General features: G+C 65.6%; 14 protein-coding genes and 1 tRNA gene. 4 read left to right on the plus strand and 11 right to left on the minus strand.

Annotated features, from left to right (window positions below):
* Positions 1 to 80: 80 nt before the first annotated feature.
* Together RPC_RS18215 and RPC_RS18220 are read right to left on the minus strand one after the other, a co-directional pair.
* Positions 81 to 635: an iron transporter gene (locus RPC_RS18215; RefSeq protein WP_041802050.1), complete on the minus strand. Its 555-nt coding sequence runs from the start codon at positions 633 to 635 to the stop codon at positions 81 to 83.
* 127 nt (positions 636 to 762) lie between these two features.
* Positions 763 to 2460 (minus strand): MFS transporter, encoded by a 1698-nt coding sequence (locus RPC_RS18220; RefSeq protein WP_011474052.1) that lies wholly within the window; start codon positions 2458 to 2460, stop codon positions 763 to 765.
* Between the two features lie 153 nt (positions 2461 to 2613).
* On the opposite strand from RPC_RS18220, the gene RPC_RS18225 reads away from it, so the two are divergent.
* The 3 genes from RPC_RS18225 to RPC_RS18235 all read left to right on the plus strand — a co-directional run bounded on the left by RPC_RS18225 (position 2614) and on the right by RPC_RS18235 (position 6422).
* Positions 2614 to 3090: a MarR family winged helix-turn-helix transcriptional regulator gene (locus RPC_RS18225; protein WP_011474053.1), complete on the plus strand. Its 477-nt coding sequence runs from the start codon at positions 2614 to 2616 to the stop codon at positions 3088 to 3090.
* Between the two features lie 355 nt (positions 3091 to 3445).
* Positions 3446 to 4393, plus strand: coding sequence for a family 2A encapsulin nanocompartment shell protein (locus tag RPC_RS18230; protein WP_011474054.1), 948 nt, complete (start codon positions 3446 to 3448; stop codon positions 4391 to 4393).
* Positions 4386 to 6422, plus strand: coding sequence for a family 2A encapsulin nanocompartment cargo protein cysteine desulfurase (locus tag RPC_RS18235; RefSeq protein ID WP_011474055.1), 2037 nt, complete (start codon positions 4386 to 4388; stop codon positions 6420 to 6422). Before RPC_RS18230 ends, RPC_RS18235 begins: the two co-directional genes overlap by 8 nt.
* A 164-nt stretch (positions 6423 to 6586) precedes the next feature.
* On the opposite strand, the gene epsC is transcribed toward RPC_RS18235, so the two are convergent.
* From epsC to RPC_RS18250, 3 genes are all read right to left on the minus strand, one after another.
* Positions 6587 to 7534: a serine O-acetyltransferase EpsC gene (gene epsC / locus RPC_RS18240; RefSeq protein WP_011474056.1), complete on the minus strand. Its 948-nt coding sequence runs from the start codon at positions 7532 to 7534 to the stop codon at positions 6587 to 6589.
* Positions 7531 to 8508, minus strand: a complete 978-nt coding sequence (gene cysK, locus RPC_RS18245) for a cysteine synthase A (RefSeq protein WP_011474057.1) — start codon at positions 8506 to 8508, stop codon at positions 7531 to 7533. Before cysK ends, epsC begins: the two co-directional genes overlap by 4 nt.
* A 364-nt stretch (positions 8509 to 8872) precedes the next feature.
* A tRNA-Tyr gene (locus RPC_RS18250) sits at positions 8873 to 8958 on the minus strand.
* 196 nt (positions 8959 to 9154) lie between these two features.
* Between RPC_RS18250 and rlmB the strand changes: the two genes are divergently transcribed.
* Positions 9155 to 9982, plus strand: a complete 828-nt coding sequence (gene rlmB / locus RPC_RS18255) for a 23S rRNA (guanosine(2251)-2'-O)-methyltransferase RlmB (protein ID WP_011474059.1) — start codon at positions 9155 to 9157, stop codon at positions 9980 to 9982.
* Positions 9983 to 10310: 328 nt separating this feature from the next.
* Here the strand turns inward: rlmB and RPC_RS18260 are convergent, their stop codons facing one another.
* The 6 genes from RPC_RS18260 to RPC_RS18285 all read right to left on the minus strand — a co-directional run bounded on the left by RPC_RS18260 (position 10311) and on the right by RPC_RS18285 (position 17378).
* The gene (locus tag RPC_RS18260; RefSeq protein ID WP_011471442.1) at positions 10311 to 11351 is read right to left on the minus strand and encodes an IS110 family transposase; all 1041 of its coding nucleotides are present in this window, start codon (positions 11349 to 11351) and stop codon (positions 10311 to 10313) included.
* Positions 11352 to 11538: 187 nt separating this feature from the next.
* Positions 11539 to 12525, minus strand: a complete 987-nt coding sequence (gene denD / locus RPC_RS18265; protein ID WP_011474060.1) for a D-erythronate dehydrogenase — start codon at positions 12523 to 12525, stop codon at positions 11539 to 11541.
* Positions 12526 to 12749: 224 nt separating this feature from the next.
* The gene (locus RPC_RS18270) at positions 12750 to 13670 is read right to left on the minus strand and encodes a carbohydrate ABC transporter permease (RefSeq protein ID WP_011474061.1); all 921 of its coding nucleotides are present in this window, start codon (positions 13668 to 13670) and stop codon (positions 12750 to 12752) included.
* Complete coding sequence (locus tag RPC_RS18275) at positions 13663 to 14619, minus strand: carbohydrate ABC transporter permease (RefSeq protein WP_011474062.1); 957 nt, start codon at positions 14617 to 14619, stop codon at positions 13663 to 13665. Before RPC_RS18275 ends, RPC_RS18270 begins: the two co-directional genes overlap by 8 nt.
* 292 nt (positions 14620 to 14911) lie before the next feature.
* A complete protein-coding gene (locus tag RPC_RS18280) occupies positions 14912 to 16237 on the minus strand; it encodes an ABC transporter substrate-binding protein (protein ID WP_011474063.1) in 1326 nt (441 codons plus the stop codon).
* A gap of 73 nt (positions 16238 to 16310) precedes the next feature.
* A complete protein-coding gene (locus RPC_RS18285) occupies positions 16311 to 17378 on the minus strand; it encodes an ABC transporter ATP-binding protein (protein ID WP_011474064.1) in 1068 nt (355 codons plus the stop codon).

The following is a 17378-nucleotide window of genomic DNA, read 5'->3' on the forward strand; positions in this document are numbered from 1 at the left end:
TAACCAACCTGGATTCGCCTAAGAAAGCGAATGCGTCGCAACTGCCTCGGCGATTTTGCGACGCAGCGCATTGATCTGCGTCAGTAGGCACCCTTCTTGCCGGTGCCCGCGTAGGTAAATTCGTATTCCACGGTGAACGGCTTGAACCAGGGTGCTACGCCGGTTTCCTTGTCAACGTGACGGCCGAAATGGCTGCCATGCGCATCGCTGCCGGGCGGCGCGATGTTGAATTTCAGGGTATATTTGCCCGGACCCTGCAGCTTGACGTTATCGCCGTAGTGCGGACCGTCGCTGGCCACCATCGGCATCGCATCGCCCTTGATGCCCTCTTTTTCGCCCGCTTTGATCAACTCGTAGGTGATCTTCAGGTAACCGACCCAGTCGCCCTGGGCGTAGCCGTTCTTGTTGCCCTTCAGCGCCTTGATGTCGGCTTCGATGTGGATGTCGGATTCCTTGGCCTCGCGCATCATGCCGGGCGGCTCCATATCGATCGGCTGCAGATAGACCGCAGCGACCTCGAGGCCGGCATCAGCCACGTTTTGCGGCTTCCCGATCGGATATTCCTTGGCCATCGCGGCCGAACCCACGAGAGCCATGGTGGCTCCCAACGCAGCAGTCACAACGAAACGACGCATTCTTTTGTCCCCTGATATCGCGCCCCAGGCGCGTCTGATCGATCTGACCCTGCCAATGGGAACCGTTCGCGTCAATCAATCTATATATCAATAGCTTAGAAGCGCTCCAAAGTGCAGAAAACGGCGTTCAGATACCGATTTTCGAGCGATCTGCGGCGGGCGACGCGGACTCGCATCGCCGCTCATTCGCGCCCGGCTCCGGCACCAACATCACTGGGCGAGTGGCCCTGCGGCCGATGATATCGGCGACGCTGCCATGAATGATGTCGGTCGGGTCGTCGTGGTGACGGGCGCCGAGCACAATCAGCCGGGCGTCGAGATCCGCGGCATGGTCGAGAATCGCTTGTGGCGTTCTTGCGGCAACCTCTTCCCGCACCGCACCGGCGGCCTGCAGGCCGGCGTCGCGCAGTTGCGCCAAGGCGAGGTCGAGAATGGCGGCGGAGCCGGTGGAACTTTCCGCCTCGGCGGCTTCACCCTCGACCAGTTCCAGCGGGCGGACATGCAGCACCTCGATCGGCGCGCCCAGCGCCAGCGCTACCTTGGCCGCACGGGCAAGGATCGCCCGGTCGTTGGCGGTGCCGTCGACCGCGACCAGGATCGGCCCGGTTGCCGCCGAGGGCGCTTCCGCGGGCGCCGCGGCGGGATGCTTTGAGGCGAACCGACCGAGATTGCCGCGCATCGCCAGCAGCACGCCTGCGGCGGCCAGCGCCGACACCGCCGCGACCACGAACGACGCCGAGGCGCCGAAATGCTCGGCGATCTTCGGCGCCGCAAAGGGCGCGATCACGCCGGCGAACCAGCGCACGAAATTATAGGCCGCCGAGGCCACCGGGCGCGGAAACGGCGAAATCTCCAGCGCCATTTCGGTGAACACGGTGTTGTTGATGCCCATCACCGCGCCGGACAGCACCACCGCGGCGACGATGATCGGCACCGAGCCGAAGGCCATGCCGAGGAGCAGCACCGCCAGCGCCAGCAGATTGCCGACGCCGAGCGTCAGCGCGCTGAACAGGATCTGCAGCCGCGGCGCCACCAGCACCGAGAACACCGCCAGCGCCAGTCCCCAGCCGAAGAAGATCAGCCCGACGGTGTGCGCCGAGGCCTGCAGCACGAAGGGCACGAACGCCAGCACGGTGAAGAACGCGTAATTGTAGAAGAACGCGCTGCCCGCCACCGACAACAGCCCGCGATGGCCGAGCGCGCGGATCGGATCGACCAGACTGGTTTTCCGCGCCGCCTTGGGCTGCACCTCGAGAAACAACGCAATCGCTACGAAGCCGATGGTCATCAGCGCCGCGGTGCCGAAAAACGGATAGCGCCACGACAGGTTACCAAGGGCTGCGCCGAGCAGCGGGCCGACCGAAATGCCGAGCCCGAGCGCCGCCTCATACAACAGAATCGCGGTGGCGGTGCCGCCGCTCGCCGCCGCCACGATCACCGACAGCGCGGTGGCGACGAAGAACGCGTTGCCGAGCCCCCAGCCGGCCCGATACAGCACCAGTTCGGTGACCGAATGCGACGTGCCGGCGAGTGCAGCGAAGCAGGCGATCAGCGCCGCGCCGAGCAGCAGCGTCCGCCGCCCGCCGATCCGGCTGGAGACGAAGCCAGTCGCCAGCATCATCACCGAGGTCACCGCGAAATAGCTGGTGAACAGCAGCGACACTTGGCTCGGCGTGGCCTGCAGCCCCTCGGCGATCGAGGTCAGGATCGGATCGACCAGGCCGATCCCCATGAAGCCGACCACCGCGGCGAAGGCGGTGGCCCAGACCGCGCGGGGCTGGCGAAAGAAACTCGAACCGACGTCGCCGGCGGGGGCATTGGACATGGCACGCTCACGGGTAATTAGATGTGTCATACAGCTAAATGACCGAGCACCGGGAAACAAGATGTATGATACATCTAAAACTGCAACCGTGACCCGCGCTGCCGTGCAGGCCTATAACCGGGTCGCCCTCCTCCCCGCGCTGAGACCATCGCCATGAGCTCCACGCCCGCAAAATCCACCACCGCCGCAAGCGCCGACGTCGTCGCGGCGATCGAGGCGGAGATGTCGTGGCTGGCGCGCGGGCTGGAAGCGGCGCAGCGCCGCCGCGCCTACCCGCTCGACCGCGCGCAATATCTGCTGCTGCTGATCGTGCAGGCCCACGGCCCGCAGACGGTGATGGAATTGGCCGACCGGCTGCTGCTCGACGGCTCCACCGTGACCCGGCAGATCGCGGTGATGGAGGAGCGCGGGCTGATCGAGCGCCACGCCAATCCGGCCGACGGCCGCAGCGTGCTGATCCGCGAAACCGCTCTGGGCGCGCGCGACGCCGCCAAGATGCGGCAGATGCGGCTGCAGCGGATGCAGAAGCTGTTCAAGGGGTGGAGCGACGCCGAACGCGACGCGTTCGCAACATTGCTCGCCAAATTCAATACGGCGCTGACCGCGAGCCTGCGCGCCGAAGACAACTGATCGATTAGCGCGGGCGAACTCCGCCCGGCCAGCGCCGCGCGGCGGCGACAACCCGCCTCGACGCCCCGAAAAGCGCGGCTCCGCGCATCGCCGCAGCGTGCAGCTTTGCGTCCGTAGATGATTTTTATCGTCCAGCCCCGGATTTTCGCACAATCACCTCGTGCTTAGTACGACATTCCAAATCGGCGAATATTTCGAAACGCACGTTCTGCACTCTCGCCTTGAACAATGGAACTCCGGGCGATACGACGCAATCAGCAAGCGATCATTGTTCGACGTCTCAACCACCAATACCACACAACGCATACGCCAACACAAGTCCGGCCGCGTGATCGCGGCCGCGCAGGAGATAGGCATGGCCGAAGATACCGATGTCCGACGCACGCTGAGCGAATCCGCGGCGCGTCAACTCGCCAACGCGACCAAGACCCGGGCGCAATGGTCGGGCATTTCACCGCGCTGGCTGGTGTCGTTTCTGCCCTGGACGCCGGTGGAAGCCGGCATTTACCGACTCAATCGGGTCAAGGAAGCGATCGCGCTGTCCGACGCCGACGTGCAATGCAGCCCGCTACGCGACCGCGACGCCGACCTACCGGAGACTTTCGTCGACTACGAAGTCGCGCCGCGGGAGTACTCGCTCAACGCGGTGACCACGGTGCTGGAAGTGCAGACCCGCGTCTCCGATCTCTACAGCCATCCTTACGACCAGATTCAAGAACAACTCCGGCTGCTGATCGAGAAGGTCAAGGAGCGGCAGGAAAGCGAAATCATCAACAACCGCGACTACGGCCTGATCTCCAATGCCGCACCGACGCAGCGGATCTCGACCCGGGGCGGCGCGCCGACGCCGGACGATCTCGACGAACTGATCACCAAGGTGTGGAAAGAGCCGGCGTTCTTTCTCGCCCATCCGCGCGCGATCGCGGCGTTCGGCCGTGAATGCACCCGGCGCGGCGTGCCGCCGCCGACCGCGACGCTGTTCGGCTCGCCGTTCCTGACCTGGCGCGGACTGCCGCTGGTGCCCTCCGACAAGCTGCCGATCGACGAGAACGGACGCTCGTCGATTCTCCTGCTACGCACCGGCGAGAAGCGCCAGGGCGTGGTCGGGCTATTCCAGCCGGGGATTCCCGGCGAGGTGGCGCCGAGCCTGTCGGTGCGCTTCATGGGCATCAACCGCAAGGCGGTCGCCTCCTATCTGATCTCGCTGTATTGCTCGACCGCGATCCTGACACACGACGCGCTCGCCGTGCTCGACGACGTCGAGGTCGGCAAGTATCACCAATATCCGTTCACCTATGTCTGAGCCTCACGCGGCCAGCGGCGCCGCGTTGCCGCCAGACCCCGCCGGCACCGCCTGGCCCGATCCCACGGTGATCGCGCGGCTCGCCAATGCGCTGTTCCAGGCGCCGCCGAACCAGGCGCCGCCGAGTTCGACGGGCGCGCCGCTCGGCGCGCAGAGCATTCCGCTGGCGCCGCAGACCCCGATCACCACGCCGGCGCCAACGGTGACCACGAGCGCCGCGCCATGGGTGCCGGGCAATCCCTCGGCGGGTCCGCCCGACCTGCCGCCGACCACGATCCCCTCGGTGGTGCCGACGCCGAGCGTCACCGCGCCGCAGCCGCCGTCGCAGTCCTCGCTGCCGCCGGGCCTTGAGGTGCCGCAGCCCGGCGCGTCGCCGGGCGCGATCGGGCCGCAGCCGATCGATCTGCAAGCCGTCGATCTGCAGGGCGCCGCGCCATTCAACCTCGGCGATGCGGTGTACTTCGCCCCGCCCGACCGTCGCGTCGCCGCCGACGCGCCGAGCGGCGGCGCCGCGGCCGGTGCCGAGCCCGCCGCGTATTTCCTGTCGGAAGCGCCGTTCGCCTCGCATCACGCGCCGCAGCCGTCTGCCTCGCAATCGACCACGCCGCCCGGCATCGCTCCGACCGGCAGCGGCGATCCGACTCATCTCGACGCGGTGCCGACGCAGAGCTACCTCAGCGCCGACGCGGCGTCGCAGCCGCCGCGCGCCGATCTCGGCAAGCCAAGTTCGGACTTCGCGGTGATGACGCCGAATCTGCGCGCAGTGTTGACGCCGGCATTCGGCGGCGGCGCGCATCCGTTCGATCCGCACGCCATCAAACGCGACTTCCCGATCCTGCAAACGCGGGTGCATGGCAAGCGGCTGGTCTGGCTCGACAACGCCGCCACCACGCAGAAGCCGCAGGCGGTGATCGACCGCCTGGCGCACTTCTACAGCCACGAGAATTCCAACATCCACCGCGCCGCGCACGAGCTCGCGGCGCGCTCCACCGACGCCTATGAGGCGGCGCGCGAAAAAGTCCGCCGCTTTCTCGGCGCGCCCTCGCCGCGCGACATCATCTTCGTGCGCGGCGCTACCGAGGGCATCAACCTGGTGGCGCAGGCCTGGGGCCGCCGCAACATCGGCGAAGGCGACGAGATCGTGGTGTCGTGGCTCGAGCACCACGCCAACATCGTGCCCTGGCAGCAGCTCTGCGCCGAGAAAGGCGCGCGGCTGCGCGTCGCGCCGGTCGACGACCACGGCCAGATCATCCTTGAAGAGTATGAGAAGCTGCTCGGGCCGAACACCAAGCTGGTGTCGATCACCCAGGTCTCCAACGCGCTCGGCACCGTCGTCCCGGTCACCGAGATCACCGCGATCGCGCATCGCCACGGCGCTTGCGTGCTGATCGACGGCGCGCAATCGGTGTCGCACATGCCAGTCGACGTGCAGGCGATCGGCTGCGACTTCTTCATATTCTCCGGCCACAAGGTGTTCGGGCCGACCGGGATCGGCGCGGTCTATGGCAAGGATTCCGTGCTCGCCCACATGCCGCCGTGGCAGGGCGGCGGCAACATGATCGCCGACGTCAGCTTCGAGAAGACCATCTATCAGGGACCGCCCGACCGCTTCGAGGCCGGCACCGGCAACATCGCCGACGCGGTCGGCCTCGGCGCCGCGATCGACTACGTCGAGGCGATCGGCATGGCGGCGATCGAACGCTACGAGCACGAGTTGCACGGCTACGCCACCGAACGGATGCAGGGCGTCCCCGGGCTGAAGATGATCGGCACCGCCAAGGACAAGGCCAGCGTGCTGTCGTTCGTGCTCGACGGCCACAACCCGGTCGACGTCGGCAAGGCGCTCGACCAGGACGGCATCGCGGTGCGCGCCGGTCATCACTGCGCGCAGCCGATCCTGCGGCGGTTCGGGCTGGAAGCCACGGTGCGACCGTCGCTGGCGTTCTACAACACCTGCGAGGACGTCGACGCGTTGGTGGCGGCGTTGCAGCGGCTGCAGAGCGGCGCCCCGCGCGGGCGGGTGGTGTAGTAGCGGTTCAAAAAAACGAGGCTGTCATTCCGGGGCGCGAGGGCGAAGGCCCGAGCGAACCCGGAATCCAGTACTCACCGCCCTGGGATACTGGATTCCGGGTTCACTCGCCGCTTGCGCGGCTCGTGCCCCGGAATGACAGCGTTAGTCATTGCGCGCCCGCCTCAAATCCCGGCGCCGTCGTCAAAACTCTCGCTGCGCGCCTTGGCCTGGGTGACGACGCTGCCGGGCGGCAGGCTCTTGGTCAGCCAGACGCTGCCGCCGATCGAGGAGCCGTGACCGATGGTGATGCGGCCGAGCACGGTGGCGCCGGCATAGATCACCACGTCGTCTTCGACGATCGGGTGGCGGTCGCCGCCCTTGACGATGGCGCCGTTGTCGTCGACCTCGAAGCGCTTGGCGCCCAGCGTCACCGCCTGATACAGCCGCACCCTGCGACCGATCTTGGCGGTCTCGCCGATCACCACGCCGGTGCCGTGATCGATGAAGAAGCTTTCGCCGATCTCGGCGCCGGGATGGATATCGACGCCGGTCTGCGCATGCGCCAGTTCGCCGATGATCCGCGCCAGCATCGGCACGCCCAACAGATACAGCCGATGCGCGATGCGATGGCGGATGATCGCGGCGATGCCGGGATAGCAGAACACCACCTCGTCGAGACTTTTCGCCGCCGGATCGCCGTCGAACGCGGCGCGGATGTCGCTGTCGAGCAGCGCGCGGATTCGCGGCAGGTCGTGGGCGAAGTCGGCGACGATCTCGAGCGCCCGGCATTCCACCTCGCTGCGGCCGAGCGCGCGGTCGTCGTCGGCGAGTTGCAGCTCGCGCCGCACCTGCTGGCGCAGCGTGCGTAGCGCCTGGTCGAGCGTATCGGCGACGAACCAGTCGATGCCGTCCGGCGACAACCCCGCCGGGCCGAAATGCCGCGGATACAGCGCCGCGACGAGGCCATCGACAATGGTGACGATGGCCTCGCGCGACGGCAATTCCGGGAGCGAGCGGCCCCGGTAGCGCCGCTTTTGGGAAATCGCCCGAAGGCCCGCGAGCTCGGCGACGATGCCGTCGAGATCCCAGGTTTTGTCCGCGACGATCCGCGGTTCGGGCCGCGCGTTCATGCAGCCAGCACCTGGGCGTCGAACAGGCCCTCGAACAGCACCGACGACAGATAGCGCTCGCCGGAGTCGGGCAGGATCACCACGATGGTCTTGCCGGCGTTTTCCGGTTTCTTGGCGAGCCGCACCGCGGCCGCCACTGCAGCCCCGCTGGAGATCCCGGACAGGATGCCCTCCTCGCTGGCCAGCCGGCGGGCATACTCCACGGCTTCGTCGTTCGCGACCTGCTCGATGGCATCGATCAACGACAGATCGAGCACGTCCGGCACGAAGCCGGCACCGATGCCCTGGATCTTGTGCGGGCCGGGCTTCAGCGCCTCGCCGGCGACCTTCTGGCTGAGGATCGGGCTGGCCGAGGGCTCCACCGCGACCGACAGGATCGGCTTGCCCTTGGTGGTCTTGATGTAGCGCGACACCCCGGTGATGGTGCCGCCGGTGCCGACGCCGGCGACGAAGATATCGACCGCACCGTCGGTATCGTTCCAAATTTCCGGGCCGGTGGTCTTTTCGTGGATCGCCGGATTGGCCGGGTTCTTGAACTGCTGCAGCAGCACGTAGCGGTTCGGATCGGAGGCGACGATTTCTTCCGCCTTGGCGACCGCGCCGGCCATGCCCTTCGGGCCTTCGGTCAGCACCAGCTTGGCGCCGAACGCGATCAACAGCTTGCGCCGCTCCAGACTCATCGTCGCCGGCATGGTCAGGGTCAACGGAATGCCCTTGGCGGCGGCGACGAAGGCCAGCGCGATGCCGGTGTTGCCGGAGGTCGGCTCGACGATCTCCTTGCCGGGGCCGAGCAGGCCACGCTTCTCGGCGTCCTCGATCATCGCCGCGCCGATCCGGCATTTCACCGAATAGGCCGGGTTGCGGCCTTCGATCTTGGCCAGCACGGTGGCCGGCGCACCGTCGGTGATGCGGTTGAGACGGATCAGCGGGGTGTGGCCGATCGACTGCGCGTTATCTTCGAACCAGCGTGACATCTTCCATACTCTCCGTCTTGCAAGGCGGGCGGCTGGTGTGCGATCGACCGCGCGCCGACAACTAACAAGTTGGACGAGCGCATAGGCTCGCCGTCGATCGATTTGATATCACAGGGAACCCGCGGCGGAACATGGCTAACAAACCGCGTTTTGCAATTTGGAAGGAAGCCATCGCGGCGATCGCGCGCGCAGCAACATCCTTCCACGGCAATGCCGTGCGACGACACACTTCATCGCTGCCGCAACGCAGCCATCGATCGCGCGACTCACGCCGCAACCAAGCGCCGCGCCGCGCACCGCCGTCGACGCGGCGGATCGGCGATCAATCGAGGATCTGTGGAAGCCGGAAAGTGACCGGGGAGATTGGTGGGGGAAGAAGGACTCGAACCTTCGAAGTCATAAGACGGCTGATTTACAGTCAGCTCCCTTTGCCACTCGGGACACTCCCCCGCCTTGACGTGCCGGGCCGGCTATCCTGAGATGTCCGGATCGGCGACGAAAGCGAAGCCCGCTAGCGGGCATCCAATCTGGGCGCGGTTATGGGCGAACCCCGCCCCCAAAGTCAACCGATGCGACGGCGAATTTGGTGTGCTGCGACGCTCGTCGGTCGAATTGCCAAGCCGAGGAACCCGTGAGACAAGCCGGGATGACCGATTTCGAGCGAAAGCCGCGTTTCGGGCGCAAGCCCGACAAATCCAGCCGCAATCCCAAGGAGGCCGGCCGGCAGCCCTGGCGCGACCGCGAATCCCGTCCCGACGGACCGGCCATCCTGTATGGCTGGCATACCGTGGTGGCGGCGCTCGGCAATCCGCAGCGCACGATTCGCAAGCTTCTGCTCAGCGAGAACGCCGCGCGAAGGCTGGCGGATGAAAACATCGACACCCGGGTGCCGCCGGAAATCGTCCGGCCGAGCCTGATCGACCAGCGGCTCGGCCCCGACGCGGTGCATCAGGGCCTGCTCGCCGAAGCCGACCCGCTGGAGCCGCCGGAACTCGACACCCTGCCGCAACAGGGCATCGTGCTGGTGCTCGACCAGATCACCGATCCGCACAATGTCGGGGCGATTCTGCGCTCGGCCGCCGCCTTCGCCGTCAAGGCGATCGTCACCACCGCCCGGCACAGCCCGGAAGCCACCGGCGTGCTGGCGAAATCCGCTTCCGGCGCGCTCGAACTGGTGCCGATGGTCACGGTGCAGAACCTCGCCCGCGCGCTGACCGACTTGAACGACCGCGGTTTCCAGACCGTCGGGCTCGACAGCGAAGGTGGCGACGACCTCGCGACGATTCCGCTCTCCGCGCCGCTGGCGCTGGTGCTCGGCGCCGAGGGCAAGGGGCTGCGGCAACTGACGCGGCAGACCTGTAGCGCGCTGGCGCGGCTCGACATGCCGGGCGAGATCAAGAGCCTCAACGTCTCCAACGCCGCAGCATTGGCGCTCTATATCGGCGCGAGCCGGCTCGGGCTGATGAAGGGCTAGCGTTCAGCCGTCTCCTCCGCCCGTCATTCCGGATTGCGAGTTCGTTAGAACGAGCAAGTCCGGAATCCATATGTGGACGGCCCCCGAGCCACAAGAGTTTTTGATGTCGGATCGGATCGCTTGCATCCATATGTCCGGCCTGTTGATGCGGTCGCTTTGGACCGCTGGCCAAGATGGTTTCCGCGACGCGAGCTCCACACATAGTCACGACCTTTACGTGCCAATGGATTCCACGGACTGTCTCGCCTCTCGGATCGATCGATCGCGCCATCTGTCTCCTCTTGCAGCTCCGGCCCGGCCGGCGGGCGAATGCCTGCCGGCCGATCTCTCAGGCGGCGTGCGGCGATGCGTTCAGCATCCGCGCGCCGTCGTAATTTTCTCCGGTCAGCATCAGCTTCCAGGCGATCCGGGCGATCTTGTTGGCGAGCGCTACCGCCGCGAGCTTGGGCGGCTTGCGCGCCAGCAGCGCCAGCAACCACGGCGACGCCCGGCCGCGGCCACGGCGCACCTGCTGGATCACCGCGGTCGCTCCCGCCACCAACAGGCTGCGTAGCAGTTCATCGCCGGCGCGGGTGATGGTGCCGAGCCGAAGCTTGCCGGCGGTGGAATGATCCTTCGGCGTCAAGCCGAGCCAGGCCGCAAAGGCCCTGGCCGAGGCGAAGGTCTGCGGCACCGGCGTTTTCATCACCAGCGCACTGGCGCCGATCGGTCCTACTCCGGGAATCTGCGCCAGCCGCCGGCTGCAGGCGTCGGCGCGATGCCAGGCCAACAGCTTGGCGTCGATCACCTTCAGCTCATTCTGCAGTCGCGCGTAGTCCTGGCCCTGCAGCGCGAACAGCTCGCGCGCCAGCGTCGGCACGGTGTCGTCCTGCGCGATCCGCAACAGCAGCGGCTCGATCTTGTCGAGACCTCTCGGCGAGATCAGGCCGAATTCCGCGGCATAACCGCGAATCGCATTGCTCAGCTGGGTACGCCTTGCGATCAGCTGCTGCCGCAGTCCCATCAGCATCAGCGCCGCCTGCTGCTCCGCGGTCTTCACCGGCACGAACTCCATCGTCGGCCGGCTCATCGCCTCGCACAACGCCTCGGCGTCGCGCCCGTCGTTCTTGTTGCGCTTGACGTAAGGCTTGACGTGCTGCGGCGCCAACAGCTTCACCACGTGGCCGAGTTTGCCCAGCTCCCGCGCCAGGTAGTGCGCCGCACCGCAGGCCTCGATCCCGATCGGCGTCGGCGGCAGCTTGGCGAAGAACGCCAGCATCTCCTTGCGCCGCAGCTTCTTGCGCAGCACCGGCTTCTCGGCGGCATCGACCCCGTGCAGCTGGAAAAAATGCTTCGACGTATCCATCCCAATGCGGATAATCTGCTCCATGGACGGCTCCCATGTTTGAGTTTGCGACAACCTCATTCTGGCACAAAGCGATGCCGTAGGGGGCCGTCCACACCATCATACTCCCTGCAGGGGTTATGGATTCCGGGCTCGCTCGCCGCTCACGCGGCTCGCGCCCCGGAATGACGGCCTGGGAATCTTGAAGCGCATCAATCCAACTCAAAAATCTCTACCGCACGAACTCGCCTTCGAGTTCATCCTCGATGTGAATCCGGATGATGTCGTCGAAGGTGTTTTCCGCGGTGCTGAAGCCGAGGCTTTGCGCGCGGTCGGTGGAAAAGTCGCGCGGCCAGCCGGCGACGATGCCGATGATCGCCGGATCCGGCTCGCGCCTGATCCGCGCGACGACGCCCTGCCCCGCCACCCGCGCGAGGGCTGCAATCTGTTCCCCGACCGTCACCGAAAGCCCGGGCATCGACAGATTGCGCCGCGGCCCCATCGCCTTCAGATCCATGGTCGCGGCGTGCAGCAGGAAGCCCACCGCGGAGCGCGGCGAGGCGTGCCAGTGCCGCACGTCATCCGACACCGGCAGCACCGCCTCGTGGCCCGCCAGCGGCTCGCGGATGATATTGGAGAAGAAACCCGACGCCGCCTTGTTCGGCTTGCCCGGGCGGACGCAGATCGTCGGCAGCCGGATGCCGATGCCGTCGACAAAGCCCTTGCGGCTGTAATCCGCCAGCAGCAATTCGCAGATCGATTTCTGGGTGCCGTAGCTGGTCAGCGGGGTGTGAAAGAACTCGTCGCCGATCTTGTCGAGGAACGGCGCGCCGAACACCGCGATCGACGAGGTGAACACCAGCCGCGGCCGGTAGCCGTCGCCGATCGCCCGGATTGCCTCAAGCAGATAGCGGGTGCCGTCGAGATTGATGCGGTAGCCCTTGTCGAATTCGACCTCGGCCTCGCCGGACACGATCGCCGCGAGATGGAAGATCACCTCCGGACAGCACGCTACCAGCGGCGCGGCCCCCAGCGGATCGGCGAAATCCGAGGTGACGATGGTGACCGGAATCGTCGCATCGAGCGGCTTCGGCGCCGCCACCACGTCCTGCAGCGTCAACCTGGTGATGGCGCGGTCGCCGAGATGACCGTCGCGCAATAGCCGCTCGGTCAGTTTGCGCCCGACCATGCCGGCGGCGCCGAGAATGAGGATGTGCAAGAAGTCGCTCCTGTCGTGATCTTCGTTTCTTTTGCCTCAAACTCTGAGTTTGTCATTCCGGGATGCACTTTAGCCGGCGACAGCCGGCTGGAGTGCAGGCCCGGAATCCATACTCCCTGTGGTGATTATAGATTCCGGGCTCGCTCGCAGCTATCGCTGCTCGCGCCCCGGAACGACAGGTGGCGATGTTGGACCGCATTGCACCGAACGAAGGCTGCAGCGAGCTACTCCTTCACCGCGCCGGTCATCGCCGAAACGTAGTGCTCGACGAAGAACGCGTAAAGGATCACCAGCGGCAACGAGCCGACCAGCGCGCCGGCCATCAGCGAGCCCCATTTGTAGATGTCGCCGTCGACGAATTCGTTGACGATCGCCACCGGCACGGTCTTGTTCTGGGTGGATTGCAGGAAGGTCAGCGCGTAGATGAACTCGTTCCAGCACAGCGTGAACGAGAAGATGAACGCCGAGATCAGCCCCGGCACCGCCAACGGCACCACGATGCGGGTCAGGATCTGCCAGCGCGAGGCGCCGTCGATCAGCGCGCATTCCTCGAGCTCGAACGGGATGGTCTTGAAGTAGCCCATCAGCAGCCAGGTCGAGAACGGGATCAGCAGCGTCGGATAGACCAGGATTAGCGACAGCGGCGAGTCGAACAGCCCGTAGGCCTGGATCACCGAGGCCAGCGGAATGAACAGCACCGAGGGCGGCACCAGATAGGCCATGAAGATCGCGGCGCCGACGGTCTGCGCACCGCGAAACCGCAAGCGCACGATGGCGTAAGCCGCGAGCACCGACGCGATGATCGACAGCGTGGTCGCGGCGGCGGCGACATACATCGTGTTCCACAGCCAGCGCGGATATTGCGTCTCGAACAACAGCTTCGAGATGTGCTTCAGCGTCGGCTTGACCACCCAGAACGGGTTGTAGGTCTCCATGTCGATCAGCTGCTCGTCCGGCTTGATCGAGGTCAGCGCCATCCAATAGAACGGAAACAACAGCACCACGAGGATGACGAATAGCGGCAGATACAGCGTGACCAGGCGCCGCGGCAGCGACTCCAGGTAGCTCATGCCGTCGCTGTCGTCGTCCTTGGCCGCGCTGGCGGCGCTGGCGAGGCGCCGGTCGTTGGCGGTGGTTTCAGTCATTGTCTGTGCCTTGCTGCCACTTGCGGCGCTGCATGCCGAACCAGGAAATCGCGATCGCCGCCATCAGGAACGGGATCATCGCGGTGGCGATCGCCGCGCCCTCGCCGAGCCGGCCGGAGAGAATCCCGCGCTGATAGCTCAACGTCGCCATCAGATGCGTGGCGTTGACCGGGCCGCCGCGGGTGAGCGCCCAGATCAGTTGAAAATCGGTGAAGGTGAACAGCACCGAAAACGTCATCACCACGGCGATGATCGGGGTCAGCAACGGATAGGTGATGTAGCGGAAGCGCTGCCAGGAGGTGGCGCCGTCCAAGGTCGCCGCTTCATACAGCGACGGCGACACCGTCTGCAGCCCGGCGAGCAGCGTGATCGCCACGAACGGCACGCCGCGCCAGATATTGGCGAAGATCACGCTGGCGCGCGCCCAGTTGGAATCGCCGAGGAAATTGATGTTCTCGTGGATCAGCCCCATCTTGGTCAGCGACCAGGAGATGATCGAGAACTGCGAATCGTAGATCCACCAGAACGCGATCGCCGACAGCACCGTCGGCACGATGAACGGGATCAGCACCGCGGCGCGGATCATCGCCTTGAACGGCATGTGGCGGTTGAGTAGCAGCGCGAGATAGAGACCGACGGCGAATTTAATGGCCGAGGCCACGATCGTGTAGAGCAGCGTGTTGAACACACTCAGCCAGAACACCGAGTCGTCCCACAGCCACTGATAGTTCTCCAGCCCGATGAACACCCCGTCGCGGCCGATGCGGGCGTCGGTGAAGCTCATCCAGACGCCGAGAAACAACGGATACGCGAGAAACAGGATCAGGAACGCCGCCGCCGGCAGCATGAACCACAGCGCCAGCCAGCCGCGGTTGGTGCGGAGCCGTTCCCAGGCCGACGCCGCCGGCATCGGTCGGCGCCCGGGCAGCGAAGATTGCATCGTGCTCATCGTCTGATCGCTCCGTTACTGCCCTGACCGCTCCAACAGCCGCTCCAAGACTCTTAACTCGCCGAATCCATCGAGAAGCCGATTGCCTCTCCGCGTCATGGCCGGGCTTGTCCCGGCCATCCACGAAAAGCGAACACTGAGCCTGTTAGCGTGGATGCCCGGGACAAGCCCGGGCATGACGTGGCGGGTTCAGTGCCAGCCTTGGTACGCAACCCTCGAAGCAACGAGACCATCGGAGCCGAGCTTCGCAATGTCGGCCTCCCCTCGCCGCCTGCGGGAGGGCAACTGTGCCTCACGCCCGATAGATCCGCTTCAATTGCCGTTCCGCCGAGGCGATCGAGCCCTTCACGTCTTCGCGGCCGGTGCAATAGTTCGCAAACATGTCGACCAGGATGAAGTCGGCGATCGCCGACGCCGCGTTCTCGCCGAGCGTGCCGAGCCCGGCGGGCGTGCGGGCGCGCTTGGCGACGTCGCGATACGGTGTGGTCTTGGGGTCGGCGGTCCAGATCGGGTTGGCGTCGTAGGCGTTGAGGAAGTGCGACAGATAGCCCTGCGCCGCCTCGATCCACGGATTGAACTGCGGCGCTTCCAGCATGAAGGCGGTGAACGCCTTGCAGGCCTGCGGATACTTGGTGAAATTGAAGATCAGCATCGGGAACGCCAGATGCATTTCGCTCGGCTTGCCGTAGGGGCCGATCGGCATATAGGCGTGGTTCATGTCCTCGGCGATCGCCGGCGCCTCGCGTTTCGCGGTGACGTAGATCGAAATGCCGTTCACGGTGAGGTGCAACTGCCCGCCGAGGAACGCCTTGTTGTTGGAGGAATCGTTCCACGACACCGTGCCGGGGATGAACGTGCCGTAGAGCTGCTTGATATATTCCAGCGAGGCCGCGGTTTCCGGCGAGTTGATCACCACCTTGTTGTTGGCGTCGACCAGATTGCCGCCGAACGTCCACAGCGCCCAATACAGCCAGGTGTTGGCGTCGCCCGAGGCGTGGCCGAGCGCCATGCCGGCCGGGGTGCCGTTCTTCTGCAGCCCCTTGCACAATTCCAAGAAGCCCGCGGTGTCCTTCGGAAATTCCTTGAAGCCGGCCTTTTCGCAGGCGGCGATGCGGTAGTTGATCAGCGCGCCGGTGGTGGCGATCGGCACGCCGACCCATTTGTTGCCGACTTTGCAGTAATCCTCGGCCGACTTGGTCCAGCCGCCGTATTTGCCACCGAGATAATTCGCGACGTCGGCGACGTCGGTGACCTTGTTACCCAACAAATGCGGCAGCGAATACAACCCCCACACCATGTCGAGTCCCTGCCCGGTGTTCGCCGCCACCGAGGCCTTGGGCTGAATGTCGTCATAGGATTCGTTGGAGACGCTGACGGCGCAGCCGGTGGCCTTTTGGAACGCCTCGACGATCTTCATGAAGGCGACGTCCTCGGCTTCGACGAAGCGCTTCCAGCGCAGCAGGTTGATCTTGGCGCCGGCTTCCGGCTTCCACGGCGCGGACTGCGCCCAGGCCTTGGCATAGCCCAGCAATTGCTCGGCCGACATCGTCGCCGCGGCGGCCAGCGTCAGCGCGCTGCCCTTCAGCAAGGTTCGGCGATCCGGGGTAAATCCAGTCATCTTGCGTCGTCTCCCTGTGGTATTGGTTCGTTGATCGACCAATTACTCTGTTAGACTTGGTAGTTCGTCGCGGTCAGGACAGTCGCTTGCCGGTGGCGTCGTCGAACAGATGGGCGGCGCTAGCGCGCGGCTTCAGATAAATCCGGTCGCCGGGCTGCACGTTGCGGCGGTCGCGGAAAATGGCGATCAGCTCCTGGGCGCCGACCCGCGCCACGATCTGGGTTTCCGATCCGGTCGGCTCCACCACCACCACTTCGGCCTCGATGCCGTCGTCGGAAAATTCCAGATGCTCGGGCCTGATACCATAGGTCACCGCCTTGCCGTTGGCCGAGGCCGGCGCCGCTTCGATCGGCAGCCTGGCGCCGCTCGCGGTCTCCACCCAGGGCTGGCCGCCATTGACCTTGAGTTCGCCGGCGAGGAAATTCATCGCCGGCGAGCCGATGAAGCCGGCGACGAATTTGTTGTCGGGGCGGTCGTAGAGGTCGAGCGGCGAGCCCATCTGCTCGACGATGCCGTCCTGCATCACCACGATCTTGTCGGCCATGGTCATCGCCTCGATCTGGTCGTGGGTGACGTAGACCGTGGTGGTCTTCAGCCGCTGGTGCAGTTCCTTGATTTCGGTACGCATCGCCACCCGCAGCTTGGCATCGAGGTTCGACAACGGCTCGTCGAACAGAAACACCTGCGGATCGCGGACGATGGCGCGGCCCATTGCGACGCGCTGGCGCTGGCCGCCGGAGAGTTGCCGCGGATAGCGGTCGAGCAGCTTGCGCAGATCGAGAATGTCGGCGGCGCGGTTGACCTTCTCGTCGATCACCGCCTGCTCGGTGCCGCGCAGCTTCAGCGAAAACCCCATGTTCTGCGCCACCGTCATATGCGGATACAGCGCGTAGTTCTGGAACACCATGGCGATGTCGCGCTCTTTCGGTTGCACGTCGTTGACCACGCGGTCGCCGATCGAGATGGTGCCGGAGGTGATCTTTTCCAGGCCCGCCAGCATCCGTAGTAAGGTGGACTTGCCGCAGCCGGAGGGGCCGACCAGCACCACAAAGGCGCCGTCCTCGATCGGGACGCTGACGCCGTGCAACACTTCGAAGCCGCCGAAAGATTTCCGCACGTCGTGGATCTGCACCGACGCCAT

The sequence above is a fragment of the Rhodopseudomonas palustris BisB18 genome (genome assembly GCF_000013745.1).
In the GTDB taxonomy this organism is placed as follows: Bacteria; Pseudomonadota; Alphaproteobacteria; order Rhizobiales; family Xanthobacteraceae; genus Rhodopseudomonas_A; species Rhodopseudomonas_A palustris_F.